The sequence below is a fragment of the Asaia sp. Ae19-3 genome (assembly GCF_059801175.1).
On record NZ_JBCHWF010000001.1, the window covers coordinates 1,908,779 to 1,924,350 of the forward strand.

The window sequence follows — 15,572 nt, forward strand, 5'->3', positions numbered from 1 at the left end:
CTGACCCAGTTGACGAATTTTCTTATGTAATCGTAACGAAATCTTTGACCTCTGCCAATCGTTTACATGAACGACGGGCCGAAGGCGGCGATAATGAAATCGAGATCACAGGGGCCTCTCTGTCAAGACATGACCCGTCCCGCAGGCGCGCTGGACACCTGGATTTCAGGCAGGATCAGGGGCCGCCCAGATGTCACATCAATGTGTCTTTCATCACATCGATATGTCATATTCCTGAACCGTTTCCCCTCCTAGTCTGACCGGCCTGAACGACATAGAGGGCGCAAAAGCCCGGAAACTGACGCGGAGACGAAGCATGAAGCGGTTTTTCAACACGCGCGAGACCATTGTGAAAGAGGGGCTGGAGGGCCTGCTGCGCTCCTCCTATGGAGCCGATCTCTGCCGGTTGGATGGCGCGGAAGACATTCACGTCATCCTGCGCAAGGACTGGCAGAAAGAGCGCGTCGCCGTGCTCTCCGGCGGTGGCTCGGGTCATGAGCCCGCCCATGCCGGATTCGTCGGCAAGGGCATGCTGACAGGCGCAGTCTGCGGCCAGCTTTTCGCCTCCCCCGGTGTCGACGCCATTCTGGCCGCCATCAGGGCTGTCACCGGCGAGGCGGGCTGCCTTCTGATCGTCAAGAACTATACCGGCGACCGTCTGAATTTCGGCATCGCAGCCGAACAGGCAAAGGCACTGGGGCTGAAAGTCGATCTGGTCATCATCGGTGACGACATCGCCCTTGGCCGCACCGACAAGGCGCGCGGCATCGCGGGCACCGTCCTCGTTCACAAGATCGCTGGAGCAGCCGCTGAAGCAGGTCAGTCGCTGGCAGAAGTCGCCGCTCTTGCCCGCAAGGTGGCAGGCTCGCTCAGTTCGATCGGTCTGGCGCTGAGCGATTGCAATGTGTTTACCCCGGACCAGAAGCCACGCCTTGTCGATAACGAGGCAGAACTCGGGCTTGGTATTCATGGTGAAGCCGGGGTCGAGCGCATCCCCATGGCAAATCTCGACACCCTCATGGCGCGCACGGCGGGCAAGCTCGAAGCATCCCTGCCGGATGAGGGTAAATTCGTCATTCTACTGAACATGCTCGGCAGCGTGCCCCCTCTCGAGGCTTTTGCGCTGCTGGATGGTTTTTCACGCACGTCTCTGGCCGGTCGCACGGAATGGATCATAGGCCCGGCACCCCTCATGACCGCGCTCGACATGAACGGGTTCTCGCTGACAGCCCTGCCCGCAGACCCGGCCTTCATCGCTGCCCTTGCGGCCGATGCCGCGCCGCGATCCTGGCCGGGACTGGCGCATTTCGCTCCCGTCGCGACGCTGCCCTGCCCGGCCCTGCCGGATACTTTCGTCGATGCGCCTTCCGATGATCCCATCCTGCGCAAGCTGATCACAACAGGTGCTGAGGCGCTTCTGGCCAATGAGGCGCGGCTGAACGCCCTCGACGCCAAATGCGGTGACGGTGATGCCGGATCGACCTTTGCAGAATCTGGCCGACAGATTCTCAAGGCGCTCGACTCATTGCCGCTCGCTTCACCACAGAAGCTGCTGGCCACAATCGGGCGCCTGCTGGCGCGGCATAGCGGCGGCTCCAGCGGCGTTCTGCTTTCGATCCTTGCCACGACAGCGGGGCATGACGAAAACTGGCGCGAAGGCCTGCAGAAAGGCGCAGCGCAGATGCAGGCCTATGGGGGGGCCCATGCGGGTGACCGCACCATGCTCGACGCGCTGCTCCCTGCTATCGAAGCGCTCAATGCTGGGAAGTCCCCGGCTGCAGCCGCTGCTGCTGCCCGCGCAGGAGCTGATGCCACACGGAGCATGAAAGCCCGCGCTGGCCGTGCCTCGTACATCCCCGCAGACCAGCTTGCCGATATTCCCGACCCGGGCGCTGAAGCCATTGCGGTGCTTTTCGAAAGCCTCGCAAAGAGTCTCTGAAAAGAGCGGCTTTCCCATCATGGCGACGGGGAAGCCGAATTCTTCCCGCTTTGCACATCGGCCTCGAAAAGCAGGAAGCGCCTTGTGACCAACGCAATCGATGAAAACGATACCGCTCTGGTCACTTCCCATCCGGGCGGGCGTCTCATGAAGAGAGGCATCGCGGGCCGCAACGCACAGTCGATGTCGGGACAAGGCATTATGTGACGGTTCAGCCCACCATCTCAGCGTCGCTGCCGGAGAGAGTCGCCGCTCGCCACAGCTCTTTCGTTCACGAGCGTCTGGCCTGATCTCCTGCCCGGCCTGTCGGGCAGAAAAGCGGCGTTCTGTTTATTCACTGTGCAGAAGTTTCCCCCGCTACGCAGCGCCCCGTCCTGATCAGCCGTGAGCGTCGTAGACCCGCTGAAGCCTGGTTTCAAACCTCGAGCCGGTCGAGCAGGCTTTCGACCATGCCGAGATAGGTCTGGCCGAAAAGCCGATAATGCACGAGGGCTGGCCACAGGCGATAGACATCAATCGAACGATCATAACCGCCAGGCAACGGGCCGTAGCTGCGCCAAAAGCTTTCGGGCGGTGCGGAGAAAAGTGTCAGCATCGCGAAATCGGCACTGGCATCCCCGATAAGCGATGCCGGGTCTATCAGCACAGCTTTGGTCTCGGCGCGCTCGGTTCGGGTCAGAATGAAATTCCCGCCCCACAGATCGCCATGCAGCAGACTGGGACGCGGCGCCTCGGGAAGGAAACGCTCGAGCGTCCTGCCGATATGGCTGACTCTTGCGGCAATCTCTCTGGGTAAAAAGGAGAGACAGGGTTCCAGCCGGTAATCGCGCCAGAAACCACGCCAGTCGGAGGTCCAGGCATTAGCAATCGGCATGGACCCGAAAGCATAATCTTCAGACCAGCCATAACGGGGCGGTTGATTGGCCGCGTGCAGGGTCGAAAGGGTTTTTCCCAACGCGGCCCATCCTGCCTCGGAAATCCTTGCCGCCCTGATGAAAGATAGAACGAGCAGATCCCCCTGTGCTGCCAGTATCTCCGGCACCGGGGCACCGGTCGCCCCAATGGCACGTAGCATGGCCGCCTCTGCCGCAGCCTGACCGCCAAGTTTGACAACCGCCTCACGACCCGATTCGAAACGCAGATGCCAGATTTCAGAGAGGTCGCCGCCGCCCATCGGCGCGGCGTCGAAACTGAATGACTCTCCGATCAACAGGGCCGCGCTTTCAAGCCGTGTGGGCATCAGGAATCCAGCGTGAAACTGGCAAGACTGGCGCAACCAAGCGCGATTTCCTGCCACGCTGTCTCGAAGTCGATATCCTTGCCATAGAACGGGTCGGAAATTTCCTCCCCGCTACGTTCGGGAACGTAATCGAGCAGGAGGCGGATGCGTTCATGATCCGCCTTGGGTGCGAGGCGACGCAGGGCCCGCAAATGGCCGGAATCTAGGGCAATGATGTGATCAAAGCGGGTGAAATCGTTCTCCTGAACCTGCCTGGCGACATAGTTCTCGATATCGAGGCCATGACGCTTGGCAACGCGGCGGGCACGGATATCGGGCGCTTCGCCCACATGCCACACGCCGGTGGCAGCAGAGTCGATATCCAGAGTCAGACCGCGTTTGGCAGCTTCGGCGCGCATGGCAGCTTCAGCGAGCGGGGAACGGCAGATATTGCCTGTGCAGACAAAGAGAAAAGAAGGCAGAGGCATAGGGATATTCCCGCTTGATCACTATTCAGAGCCCATGGCGGGGATAACGCCCCTGCCATTAAAGGATCGATACAGAATAGACCGCCCAGCGCCGTTGAAAATGGCGCGCCTTATCAAGACTTTGCTACTTCAGATAAACGGAACTTTCCTCCTGATGGAAGATCAGCCCGTCAGCGCGGCCAGTTCCCGAGAATGTCGTCCCGCACAAAAGCCGGCAGGGTGATGTAGTCGAGCTTTCTGGCCTCATCCTCTCCATCGCGCAGACCAATTTCGAAGAACCGCCTGACCTCCGGGTGCGAGGCTCTGGGTACGATGGCATAGGTTGCACTCATGATCGGCCAGGCGTTTGCGCCGGGCCCATCGAGCAGATCGATCACATGGCCCTGCGCGTGCTGCCAATCAGCCTGTGCCGCCGCAGCAGCGAAATTCGCCGGATTGGCCTCAACATACGCCCCGTCATGGCTCTTCATGCGCGCCATAGGGATGTGGTTATGGCTCGCATAGGCATATTCCACATAACCGATCCCGCCAATCGTCTCGCGCACACTGGCCGCTACACCATCATTGCCGCGCGCGCCTGCGCCCTCGGTCCAGGCGACGGAGGTGCCAGCACCGGTCGTGGCGCGCCATTCGGGCGAGACGTGAGAAAGATAGGATGTGAACACAAAGCTCGTTCCCGATGCGTCGGCACGATGGATAGGGGCCACATCGATATCCGGCAGGGTCAGATCGGGATTCAGCGCCTTGACGCGCGGATCATTCCACTCGCTGATGCGTCCATCGTAAATCGCAGCAAGCGTCGGACCATCGAGACGCAGGATGCCGGCAGGTAGATCGGGCAGATTGACGATGACCACAATGGCACCGAGCGCCGTCGGGAATTGATAAAGCTGATGATCAGCCAGAAGCGCCTTCCCGGCAGGCTTGTCCGAGGCGCCGAAATCGACCGTCCCCGCCACAACCTGATTGAGGCCCGCGCCAGAGCCGACACTCTGGTAATTGACACTGATACCGCCCTTGCCTCGTGCCAGCACGCCCCAGCTTTCGTAAAGTGGAGCAGCAAAGCTTGAACCGGCGCCCGTGACGCTCTGGGCATGCGCCACAGAGGGCGAAACGAAAGCTGCCAGAGTAAGCAAAGTCAAAATACGCGAAGACGAAATCATGTCACCGATCAGTTTTCTGTAACAACAGCGGGCCTCTTCAGGGTAGCGTGAGCGCAGAAGACCCGACTCTTTCATTACCACAGCACGGCAAAAGGATCGAAATCCCCATGCAACCCGGTTTTTCTCAGGCGTGGCCTGTTTCTCAACGCAGCGAACGGGCAAGGCGTTGGGCCTGGATCGTGCACATTCTGTTCATCGCGTCGTTTTTCTTCGGCATCACCAGTATTCCCGGTGTGATCGTGGCCTATCTCAAGCGTGGCGATGCAAAGGGCACGATCTATGAGAGCCACTTCACCTACGCAATCCGCACTTTCTGGCTGGGTCTGTGCGGCGCGGCCATCTCAGGCGTCCTCTGCCTCGTCTTCGTCGGCTATATCCTGTTCAGCCTGCTTTTCGTCTGGTGGCTGATTCGCGTTATCCGTCCGATCATTGCGCTCACCGACGAAGTACCCATGCGTAACCCGCGTGGCTGGTTCTGAAGCTGTCTCTGCGCCTCCCCTGCGGGAGGTAGGTCAGCTCGCCTTTGGCAGCCAGATACGGCAGGTCATGCCTTTGCCAAGGGCGCTTTCGATACGAAGGCGCCCACCATGGCGATCAACGATGTGTTTCACGATCGCCAGACCAAGCCCGGTCCCGCTCTGGGAAGCCGTGACGCGCCCTTCCACCCGGTAGAAACGTTCGGTCAGCCGTGGCACGTGCTGCGTATCGACACCACGCCCATTGTCAGAGACCGAAATCTCGACCCCCCTGCCATTATCGGCGACGATCCCGACACGGATCTCGATCTCAGACCCTGCATATTTGAGCGCATTTTCGACCAGATTAAGCAGAACCTGCACAATCTGGTCTTCATCTGCGGGAAAGAACAGATCTTCATCCGTCGGCAGAAGGATCAGCTTTGCGTCTGAGGATCGTATCAGGATCTGGCTGTCTTCCAGCAGGCGATCCATGATGTCCTGCGCCGCCACGAGATCATTGGGGCGCATATGCTCGAGACGCTGCACGCGGGAGAGATAGAGTAGACGCTCGATCAGACGCTCCATACGGGCGGACTGAGCCGCCATGACAGCCAGAAACTGCTGCTGCGCCGCCGGATCGTCAGAAGCAGGCCCCTGCAAGGTCTCGATGAACCCGATCAGCGAGGCGAGAGGTGTGCGCAGTTCGTGGCTAGCATAGGCCACGAAATCGGCGCGCATACGATCCACCACCTCGACTTCCGAACAATCCTCGAGCACGGCAAGAACGCCATCAACCCAGCCGATATCGCTTGCGAAACGCTCGGACCATTTGCGGAAGGTCACCTGCACGATGCGTCGCACAGGCACGTCTAGTTCGACACGCGTGACGACACCGGTCTCAGGCGTCAGGGTCGCGAGTACCGATTGTACCGCCGGATGACGGATTACCGCACCCAGCGCATCGCCAAAGGTGGAATGCGCGACACGATTGGCATGATAGATACGCCCGCCCTGATCGAGCAGCACGGCCGGAATTGGCAGTAGATCGCAGAAAACCGGCGCCCCTGGCGCCTCACCTTGAACGGGCTTGGGCGTCAGGGCGGTGGGGGGAACCAGAACCAGCCGGCGCCGCCAGGCGCGCCATGAAAAACCCCACCCCAGAAGCGAGAGCGCAAGAAGCGCGATAAGAGCAAAGGTCAGGGCCGGGCTCCCTCAGGCCTGATCGTCGAGGGCGTAGCCGGCAGAGCGCACGGTACGCACATAATCCATCTCGTCATCCAGATTGAGCGCCCGGCGCAGGCGCCGGATATGCACATCGATCGTCCGCAATTCGACATGCACATTCGAGCCCCAGACCTTCTGAAGCAGATCCTCGCGCGAAAAGACGCGCCTCGGGTGGCGCATCAGGAACTCAAGCAGACGGAACTCGGTCGGGCCCAGCGTAAGGGCGCGCCCGTTGCGCTCGGCACGATGTGTCTGCAGATCGAGTTGCAGGTCGGCAAAATTCAGCACGTTCTGCTTGACCGGTTGGGTGCGACGCAGCAGCGCGCGCAGGCGGGCGTCGAGAGCCTCAATGCTGCATGGTTTGGCGATATAGTCATCCGCCCCGCTGTCGAGGCCGCGAATGCTGTCCTGCTCGTCAGCACGGGCCGTCAGCATCAATACCGGCAGGTCGTGAAGCGACGACGTGCCTCTGATGCGCCGACAGAGATCAAGGCCCGACATACCCGGCAGCATCCAGTCGAGCACAATCGCATCGGGACGTGCGCGCGAAATATGCTCCCACGCCTGCTCGGCTTCAGGGAAGGCCGAGACGTCATAGCCAAGCTTGTCGAGATTATAGCGTATCATCAGCTGAAGAGACGGATCATCTTCAACGACAACGATCTTTACGAGGGCACCGCTCATCGTGAAACCAGATCATCCCCGGCTGCAATCCCGCCACGCGGGCGCACCGCAGGCAGATTCTCACCCGTCACAGCATAATAGACGCGCTCGGCAATATTGGTCGTGTGGTCACCGATACGCTCGAAGTTCTTCGCGATGAAGAGCAGATGCGTACAGGGGCTGATATTACGCGGGTCTTCCATCATATAGGTAACAAGCTCGCGGAACATCGCCGTGTAGTATTCGTCCACTTCGCGGTCAGCCTGCCAGACTTCCGTCGCGCGGTCAGAATCCTGCTGGGTGACGGCATCGATAACGCGACGCAGATTTTCCTGCACAAGGCGCCCCATGCTGCGCAGGCCCGAAAGCGAGATCTGACGGTCAACCAGGTCAAAACGCTGGCTGCGACGCGCGATGGAGGCCGCGTAATCGCCGATGCGTTCGAGATCTCCCGTGATCTTGAGTGCAGCCACGATCTCGCGCAGATCGCCAGCCATCGGGCTACGCAAGGCGAGCAGACGAATGGCCAGCGCCTCGACATCGCGCTCGAGCATATCAACCTGCGGGTCCTGCGCAGGGGCCGCCTGGGCCGCGTCTTCATCATGCTCGGTCACGGCGGCAACGGCCTGCGCCACCTGGCTTTCGACGATGCCCCCCATACGCGCCATCATGGCGCGCATGCGGTCTAGTTCCTGCTCGTAGCTCTTGACGGTGTGAAGGCTGTCCGCTGGCATAATTGCTTGTCCCTACCCGCTTGGGGAAAACTTAACCGAAACGCCCGGTAATATAATCTTGTGTCTGCTTCTGACGCGGATTGGTGAACATCCGGTCAGCACTATCCATTTCAATCAGAGAGCCAAGATAGAAAAAGGCCACCTGATCGGCGCAGCGTGCCGCCTGCTGCATGTTATGCGTCACGATGGCGATAGTGAAATCCTGTTTGAGCTCGTCGAGCAGTTCCTCGATACGCGCCGTCGAGATGGGGTCCAGCGCCGAGGTCGGCTCATCGAGAAGCAGAACCTCGGGCTTTGTCGCAATGCTGCGCGCAATGCACAGGCGCTGCTGCTGACCGCCCGACATGCCGCCTGCCGGCTCCTTCAAACGGTCGCGCACTTCCTTCCACAGGGCCACGCGCGTCAGGACGTCCTCAACGCGGGCATCCATCTCGGAACGCGAAAGCTTTTCATGCAGGCGTACCCCGAAGGCGATGTTGTCGTAGATCGACATCGGGAAGGGCGTCGGCTTCTGGAAAACCATGCCGATACGCGACCGCAGCATGTTGAGATCAAGGCCCGGATCGAGAATATCCGCACCATCGAAAAGCACCGTTCCCGTGGCTTTCTGACCCGGATAGAGATCGTACATTCGGTTGAAAATGCGCAGCAGCGTGGATTTGCCACAGCCCGATGGGCCGATCATGGCGGTCACATTCTGCTTGCGAAAATCCATGGTGATGGATTTGAGAGCCTGTTTCTCACCGTAATAGAAATCCAGCTCACGCACAGCGAGAGCGGCCTCAGGCGAGGCGGGACTCTGCGACGAGAGGGAAAGATCCTGCAGGGCTTCGCTCATGAGCGTAACGTCCTCTTGCTTATGACTGTTTGCTGCGGAAGCCGAACCGCACGATGATATTGATGCTCAGAACGCCAAGTGTGACCAGCAAGGCGCCGGTCCAGGCAAGGCGAACCCAGTCGTCATAGGACGCACCAGCATATTGATAGATGGCGATCGGTAGGCTCGCCATGGGTTTGTTGAGGCTGAAAGACCAGTTCTGATTGCCCAGCGAGGTAAACAGGAGCGGCGCCGTCTCGCCGCTGACACGTGCCAGCGCCAGCAGGATGCCCGTCAGGACACCCGGCAGGGCCGAGCGCAGGCAAAGGAACAGCACCACACGCCAATGCGCTGCCCCAAGCGCCGAGCCAGCCTCGCGCATAGCCACCGGCACGAGGCGCAGCATGTCTTCGGTCGTGCGCACGATGATGGGCACAGCCAGAATGGCAAGCGCCACCGATCCGGCAATGCCGGAGAAATGGCCGAACGGCGCCACGAGAACGAGATAGACGAACAGACCGATCAGGATGGACGGCGCCGAAAGAAGCACGTCGGACACAAATCGAACCGCTGTCGCAAATTTCGAGCCACTGCCGAATTCGGAAAGATAGATGCCGCAGCCAAGGCCGATCGGCGTTGCCAGAATGAGCGCCACCGCCGTCTGAATGAAACTGCCGAGAATAGCATTGGCCAGACCGCCGTTGCTGCCCGGCGGCCCCATCGGATGGATCAGCGCTGCGATGGAAAGACCGGCAAGGCCGTTCCAGAGCAATGTCCAGAGGATGGATGCCAGGGCAAGCACGAGAATGCCCGTCGCGACGAAGCTCATGCCCGTTGCAAGGCGGTCCATCACGAGGCGCTGTGTGGCGCGCGGGTCCTTGCGCCAGCCCTCTCCCATGGTCTTGCTCATGCCTTTTTCTCCCGCAGCAGCCAGCGCGCAATCGCAAGGGTCGTGAAGGAAAGCAGCATCAGAATGAAGCCGAGTGCGAGTAGCGAGGAAAGCTTGAGACTACCTGCAGCACTTTCGGGAAATTCTAGTGCTACCAGCGAGGCCACCGTGTTGCGCGGGGCAAAAAGCGACCAGCCGATCGTATTGGCGTTGCCGATCACGAAGGTGACGGCCATCGTCTCGCCAAGGGCGCGGCCCATACCCAGCACCACACCGCCGATCATGCCAGCGCGTGACCAGGGAACAATGACCCGTCGCATGACTTCCCAACGCGTGGCGCCCAGCCCATAGGCACTCTCCTTGAGCATGGAGGGCATGACAGCAAACACGTCACGCATGACGGCCGTGACGAAAGGCGTGATCATGACGGCCAGAACGATGCCGCCCGTCAGCAGGCCATAACCAAACGGTGCGCCATGCACGAGCCAGCGGATACCGGGCACATGACCAAAATGGTGACGAAAGAAGGGCTGCACATGCTGCGCCATAAAAGGCACGACGATAAAGAAGCCCCACATGCCGAAGATGATCGACGGCACGGCGGCAAGAAGCTGCACGGCTGTACCGACAACACCAGCCACCATCGGGGGTGCAATATTGGTCAGCCAGAAGGCCGCGCCGAAGGCCAGAGGTACACCGATCAGGACTGCGATAAGCGTGGAGCCGATCGTGCCGAAAACCGGAGCCAGCGCCCCGTATTCGTTGGTAACCGGGTTCCAGACATTGCGAATGACAAAGGATGGACCGAAGGTGCTGAACGCCTTGCTGCCGCCGAATGCCATCGTGAGAACGAGCCCGCCGAGCGATACCAGAACAAGCAGGGCGCAGGCAGCGACAAGCAGCCGAAAGAGGCGATCGCCCTTCCAGAACGGGATTTTTCGGGCTTCCTGTATCGGTGCAGGCTGGGTCCGCGGAGCGGCGGCGCTAGTCATTCGGTCGGTACGTCCTGGCTCAGACAAGAAGTAAACAGGTCAACAAGGCACCATGTGCCAGTCTGTCGTGTAGCTTCCCCGTCACGCTGAGACAACAAGCCTCGCCAATCGGGCGCCATGAATATTTCATGACATGCTCAAAACTGCCGCCCTTCTGCCCAGCCGTGAAGGAGGAAATGCATCAATGGGCCAAGAGCCCAGCCTTTCACATCCTCATGCCGCGCCTCATAGGCGCTGCTGGACCAGGGCTGAACCATCCGACTGTCGCGCATCAGAACCGGAGCATTATCGAGATGCACAGGCAAGGCTGACGCAGATTTCGCCCATGGCAGGTAAAGATGGAGCATACCATTATAGCGTGACAGGTAATACTCCTCGTCCTCAAGCAGGATATCGACGAGATGACGTCCCGGAAGATTGGGGGTGGCCGCATAGCGCGTCAGCATGGTGCGATCGGTAGGATCAAGCAGGGAATTGGATAGTTTCACCCGGGTCCGGCGCTGCATTTCCTCATAATCATGGTTATGCCAGTGCAGATAGGAAAAGCGTGTCATCGCGTAGCCGGATGCCAAGCGCGAAGATGGATTATGCTGCCCGTTATCCATCACCCCGATGCTGCAGGCGGGAACAAAGCCCTTGAAAAACTCGATATCAAGGGCGAACCAGCCGGGACTGGAAGGGATATTGAAAAGGGAGCTTCCAATACGGAGCGTCCGTCTCTCACCGATATGCGCGCTGAATTCGCGCATTATGCTCTCTCTGCTCGTCGATATTCCGAAATCTCCAAAGACGACGAGGAACTCATCGCAATCGACAGGCAAGGCGAAGTCGTAATGATCGCCTTCATCCCAGAGCCGGATCTGCTCCGCCAGATGAAGACCCTTGCCATGAAAATCGGCCGGATCGTTTCGGTCGCGCCTGACGGTCGCACCACATCGCGCGGCGTGGTCAAGCAGATGGAGCGTAAAGGGGTCGCACGACCCATTGTCGAAGATCGTCAGATTCTCAAATCCGAAGATCTGACCGTAATAGGAAAGCCATGCCATGAGCATGTTTCCCTCATCACGCTGCATCATCACGACGCGTATTCTGGGCTCACCTGTTCTGGGCTTGGGCCTCATGAAACAGCCCCATCGGGTCGAAATCGGGGCATTTATCTAGCCATAAAGATGGAACTGCGGCATCTCTGGAAGCAACGACGCAAAACGGTTATCGATCCGATCGGCACGAAAGACAGAATATGCACGCTGCCCCAGCCAACAGTCCGTTCATCGGTTATTGCGATGGTGTCCATAAGGACACCCTGATCGGATGGGCCGTCAACAGGCTCGACCCGACAACCTCCACACGCCTGCATATTCTGATCGACGGACAGGAAATTGCCCAGATCCTGGCAGATCAATCGCGCAGCGATGTGCAAACAGCGCTGAAGGCGCCGCATGACAGACTGGGATTTACATTTTCCATTCCACCGAAATTCATGGATGGAAAAGAACATAATATTTCCATACGCCTTCCCGATCGGACAATTCTACCAATTACAGACCAGACTGCACCAGAAGGCAAAACATTATTTCATGTTTTTACAATAGAATCGAGAGCTGAATACACCAGCTGCGTCGATGGTATCAAACAGGGCGCGCTCAAAGGCTGGATCCTGCAGAAAATGCCAGGCGAAGACGAATGGCGTGGCGATTGCGTGGTATCGGTGTCGGCCAATGGCGTTCTGGTGGCGCAGGTCAGAGCCGATCGTTACCGCGGAGACGTGGCCGCCGCCGTTGGCTGCGCGCCCAATTGTGGATTCGATATCCCGATTCCGCAACGTTTTCGTGGGTCTTCCCCACGCAGCTTTTCGGTCAAGGTTCTTCCCGAGGGCGATGAACTCATGGGAAGTCCCTTTACCAGTTCCATCGCTGACGATGCGCTCGAAACCCGCCTGCTCGATATTGCCGATACCATCGACAAGCTTCATCGCGAACTGACCAAGCTTCGCACAGAAATACGCAGCGCCATCCCGCAGGCGGGCTATAATCTTGGCAATTATGACCGCTGGGCATCACTTTACTACACTGCGCTACGCGAGCGCACTGCGATGCTGCGTATCAAGGCGCCGATTGCAGAAGAGCCTTTGATCAGCATTCTCTGCCCGACCTACAAACCTCTCCGGGCCGATTATGTTACGGCCATCAACTCGGTTATCAGTCAGACTTGGCGCAACTGGGAATTGATCCTGATCGATGACGGCATGGTCTGCCCGCAGACCACCGCACTCATGGAGGATTTTGCGGCAAAGGACAGCCGCATCCGCATTCTGCCCCTCAGCAAGAACCTTGGCATCTCAGGCGCGACCAACGAAGGCATGAAAGCTGCGACAGGGCAGTATACGGTCTTCTTCGACCATGACGATATGCTGGTCGATGTCGCCCTCGAAACCATGATGCGCAAAGTGCAGGAAACCGGCGCGCGTCTGCTCTATTCAGATGAAGACAAGGTTGATCAGGCCAATAACTGGCAGTCGCCCAATTTCAAGCCGGATTTCAATTATCGCTATCTGCTGGGCTGCAACTACATCTGTCATCTGACCATGATCGAAACCGCCACCATGCGTGACGTCGGGCTTCTGCGTGCAGAGTATGACGGGGCGCAGGATCACGATTTCATTCTGCGCGCCTGCGAGATCCTGCCTCATGACGAGATCGCCCATGTGCCAGAGCTGCTCTATCACTGGCGCATGACCCCCAACTCGACGGCGGTGACGGTCGGCAACAAGAATTACGCCATCGCAGCCGGGGTCAAGGCGGTATCCGACCACCTTGCGCGCCGGGGATACGAGGCCGCGGTTTCCTCCATCAACGGGCTGACGCTCTATCGCGTTGACTGGCGCCTGACAGACACGCCCTCCGTGTCGATCATCATCCCCTTCAAGGACCAGATCGACATCACCCGGCGTTGTGTCGAGGAATTGCTCAACCATACGGATTACAGCAATTTCGAAATCGTTCTTGTCGATAACTGGTCGGTCACAGCCCAGGCACGCGACTTCATGCGGGAATATGCCGCAAAGGAAAAAATACGCTTCCTGACAATCGAGGAGGCTTTCAATTATTCACGCCTGAACAATATTGCCGCCCAGACCTGCACGTCAGACTACCTCCTGTTCCTCAATAACGATGTTTTCGTCGAGCAGGCTAACTGGCTGCGTCTGATGATGAATGAGGCACTGGCGGGCAATCGCGTCGGCGCTGTTGGCGCGCGCCTTCTCTACCCCAACCAGACGATCCAGCATGCCGGTGTCGTCGTGGGGCCGGCAGGTGTCGGTGCCCACGCCCATCGCGGCTGCGGCCCCGAGGATTACGGCTATATCGGGCGAATTCTGCTTAGCCATGAGGTGACCGCCGTTACAGCAGCCTGCATGCTCGTGCGTCGTGACATCTTTGACGAAGTAGGATGCTTTGACGAGGAGCATCTCAAGATCGCCTATAACGATGTCGATCTCTGCCTCAGAATTCGGTCGGCAGGGCATCGCATCATCTATTGCGCCGAAGCCGTTGCAGCCCATCATGAAAGCCTCACCCGTGGCTCCGATGACGTGCCGGAGCACGAGGCCCGCTTCTTCGAAGAGGGACAGGTGATGCAGCGGCGCTGGGCAGGACAGGCGCTCTATGATCGCGACCCTGCTTATCCGCGCTTCTTCACAGTCGACCTGCAGCCTTTCTTCGACCTGGTCGATCCGCGCAGCACATAAAAAAGGGGGCCGAGGCCCCCTTCCCCTTATTCACGGGATGGCTCAACTTTCTTGTTCTTGAACTCGTCGGCGATGCTCAGGAGATAGATGGCAAACCCGCCCAGGGAGAGCGCCAATCCAACCCAGCCGACAGACGTCCAGCCGAGCCCGGCGGAGATGGCAAGACCGCCGAGCCAGGGCCCCACTGCATTGGCGATGTTGAAGGCGCTCTGGTTGAGGGCTGCCGCCAGGCCTTCGGCACCAACCGCAACTGTCAGCAGACGCGCCTGCACCACCGTTGCCAGACCACCGCTCGCACCGATCATGAACACGTTGATGGCCAGCGGTATGAATTTATGCGCCGCCTCTGGAAAGCCAGCCATGGCTGCCGCCCCCATCAGAAGCACACCAGCGAGGGTTGGCATCATCTTGTGGTCGGCCAGCCAGGCGCAAACCAGTGTCCCGATCGTCATGCCCACACCGAACACGGCAAGCATGATCGGCACATAGGATTCAGGCACCTGGGTTACATGGATCATGATCGAGGCAAGATAGGTATAGACGCAGAACACACTACCAAATCCGACCGCTCCGATGGCGAGGGTAAGCCAGACCTGCTTGATCTTGAGTGCCGTAAATTCATTGAGAATGCTGGCATCCTTACGCGGCGCATCCTTGGGGGCGAACAGGATGATGAGAAGCGCCGTGCAGAGTGCGAGAGCCGCGATAAGACCAAAGGCCCAGCGCCATCCCACAATCTGCCCGATCCCGTTTGCCAGCGGCACGCCACCGATCGTGGCAATCGTCAGGCCGAGAATGACCCGTCCCACTGCCTGCGAGCGCTTGTTCGGCGGCACGAGAGAGGAAGCCAGAATGCTCGCGATGCCGAAATAGGCACCATGCGGCAGACCGCTGATAAAGCGGCAGACAAGAAAAAGCAGATAATTGGGAGCAACCGCGCTCAGCCCGTTCCCGAGCGTATAGAGCAGCATCATGCTGATCAGCATGATGCGACGGCTGATTCCGGCGCTGAAAAGCGCGATGGCCGGCGCACCGATACACACACCAGCGGCATAGAGCACGATGGCATGACCAGCCTCGGGATCACTCACACCAAAAGTATGGGCGATCATCGGCACGAGACTCATCGCGGCAAATTCTGCCGTGCCGATTGCAAAGGCACCCAGGCCAAGACTAAAAAATATGACGCGTATGTCACGCATCGACCGTGCCAGATCGCCAGATCTCAAGCCGCTCATGCC

14 protein-coding genes are annotated in these 15,572 nt (G+C 59.1%); 3 read left to right on the top strand and 11 right to left on the bottom strand.

Features of this window, described 5'->3' with window-relative positions:
* The first annotated feature begins 316 nt into the window (after positions 1–316).
* Positions 317–1,939 carry a dihydroxyacetone kinase subunit DhaK gene (locus AAID99_RS08285; RefSeq protein ID WP_498493622.1) on the top strand — a complete coding sequence of 541 codons (1,623 nt, stop codon included), beginning with the start codon at positions 317–319 and terminating at the stop codon, positions 1,937–1,939.
* A 415-nt stretch (positions 1,940–2,354) separates the two neighbouring features.
* On the opposite strand, the gene AAID99_RS08290 is transcribed toward AAID99_RS08285, so the two are convergent.
* The 3 genes from AAID99_RS08290 to pstS all read right to left on the bottom strand — a co-directional run bounded on the left by AAID99_RS08290 (position 2,355) and on the right by pstS (position 4,809).
* Positions 2,355–3,179, bottom strand: coding sequence for a fructosamine kinase family protein (locus AAID99_RS08290; RefSeq protein WP_498493623.1), 825 nt, complete (start codon positions 3,177–3,179; stop codon positions 2,355–2,357).
* Positions 3,179–3,646, bottom strand: a complete 468-nt coding sequence (locus AAID99_RS08295; RefSeq protein WP_498493625.1) for a low molecular weight protein-tyrosine-phosphatase — start codon at positions 3,644–3,646, stop codon at positions 3,179–3,181. The genes AAID99_RS08290 and AAID99_RS08295 overlap by 1 nt, the downstream gene beginning before the upstream one ends.
* Positions 3,647–3,816: 170 nt before the next feature.
* Positions 3,817–4,809: a phosphate ABC transporter substrate-binding protein PstS gene (pstS, locus tag AAID99_RS08300; protein WP_498493626.1), complete on the bottom strand. Its 993-nt coding sequence runs from the start codon at positions 4,807–4,809 to the stop codon at positions 3,817–3,819.
* A gap of 107 nt (positions 4,810–4,916) precedes the next feature.
* Here pstS and AAID99_RS08305 point away from each other — a divergent pair, with 107 nt between their 5' ends.
* Complete coding sequence (locus AAID99_RS08305; RefSeq protein WP_332364052.1) at positions 4,917–5,288, top strand: DUF4870 family protein; 372 nt, start codon at positions 4,917–4,919, stop codon at positions 5,286–5,288.
* Between the two features lie 33 nt (positions 5,289–5,321).
* Here the strand turns inward: AAID99_RS08305 and AAID99_RS08310 are convergent, their stop codons facing one another.
* The 7 genes from AAID99_RS08310 to AAID99_RS08340 form a co-directional block, all read right to left on the bottom strand.
* Entirely contained in the window at positions 5,322–6,293 is a 972-nt protein-coding gene (locus tag AAID99_RS08310) for a sensor histidine kinase (RefSeq protein ID WP_498493628.1), read from the bottom strand.
* A gap of 186 nt (positions 6,294–6,479) precedes the next feature.
* On the bottom strand, positions 6,480–7,175 hold the full coding sequence (phoB, locus tag AAID99_RS08315; RefSeq protein WP_188426105.1) for a phosphate regulon transcriptional regulator PhoB: 696 nt from the start codon (positions 7,173–7,175) through the stop codon (positions 6,480–6,482).
* Positions 7,172–7,888, bottom strand: a complete 717-nt coding sequence (phoU, locus tag AAID99_RS08320) for a phosphate signaling complex protein PhoU (RefSeq protein WP_188426106.1) — start codon at positions 7,886–7,888, stop codon at positions 7,172–7,174. The genes phoB and phoU overlap by 4 nt, the downstream gene beginning before the upstream one ends.
* Positions 7,889–7,919: 31 nt before the next feature.
* Complete coding sequence (gene pstB, locus AAID99_RS08325) at positions 7,920–8,726, bottom strand: phosphate ABC transporter ATP-binding protein PstB (protein ID WP_188426107.1); 807 nt, start codon at positions 8,724–8,726, stop codon at positions 7,920–7,922.
* 19 nt (positions 8,727–8,745) lie between these two features.
* Positions 8,746–9,615 (bottom strand): phosphate ABC transporter permease PstA, encoded by an 870-nt coding sequence (gene pstA, locus AAID99_RS08330; RefSeq protein ID WP_188426108.1) that lies wholly within the window; start codon positions 9,613–9,615, stop codon positions 8,746–8,748.
* Positions 9,612–10,586 (bottom strand): phosphate ABC transporter permease subunit PstC, encoded by a 975-nt coding sequence (gene pstC / locus AAID99_RS08335; protein WP_498493629.1) that lies wholly within the window; start codon positions 10,584–10,586, stop codon positions 9,612–9,614. The genes pstA and pstC overlap by 4 nt, the downstream gene beginning before the upstream one ends.
* A gap of 137 nt (positions 10,587–10,723) precedes the next feature.
* Positions 10,724–11,707, bottom strand: coding sequence for a glycosyltransferase family 2 protein (locus tag AAID99_RS08340; RefSeq protein ID WP_188426110.1), 984 nt, complete (start codon positions 11,705–11,707; stop codon positions 10,724–10,726).
* Between the two features lie 119 nt (positions 11,708–11,826).
* Here AAID99_RS08340 and AAID99_RS08345 point away from each other — a divergent pair, with 119 nt between their 5' ends.
* Positions 11,827–14,331 carry a glycosyltransferase family 2 protein gene (locus tag AAID99_RS08345; protein WP_498493630.1) on the top strand — a complete coding sequence of 835 codons (2,505 nt, stop codon included), beginning with the start codon at positions 11,827–11,829 and terminating at the stop codon, positions 14,329–14,331.
* A gap of 26 nt (positions 14,332–14,357) precedes the next feature.
* On the opposite strand, the gene AAID99_RS08350 is transcribed toward AAID99_RS08345, so the two are convergent.
* Positions 14,358–15,569 (bottom strand): MFS transporter, encoded by a 1,212-nt coding sequence (locus AAID99_RS08350; RefSeq protein WP_498493631.1) that lies wholly within the window; start codon positions 15,567–15,569, stop codon positions 14,358–14,360.
* Positions 15,570–15,572: the final 3 nt, after the last annotated feature.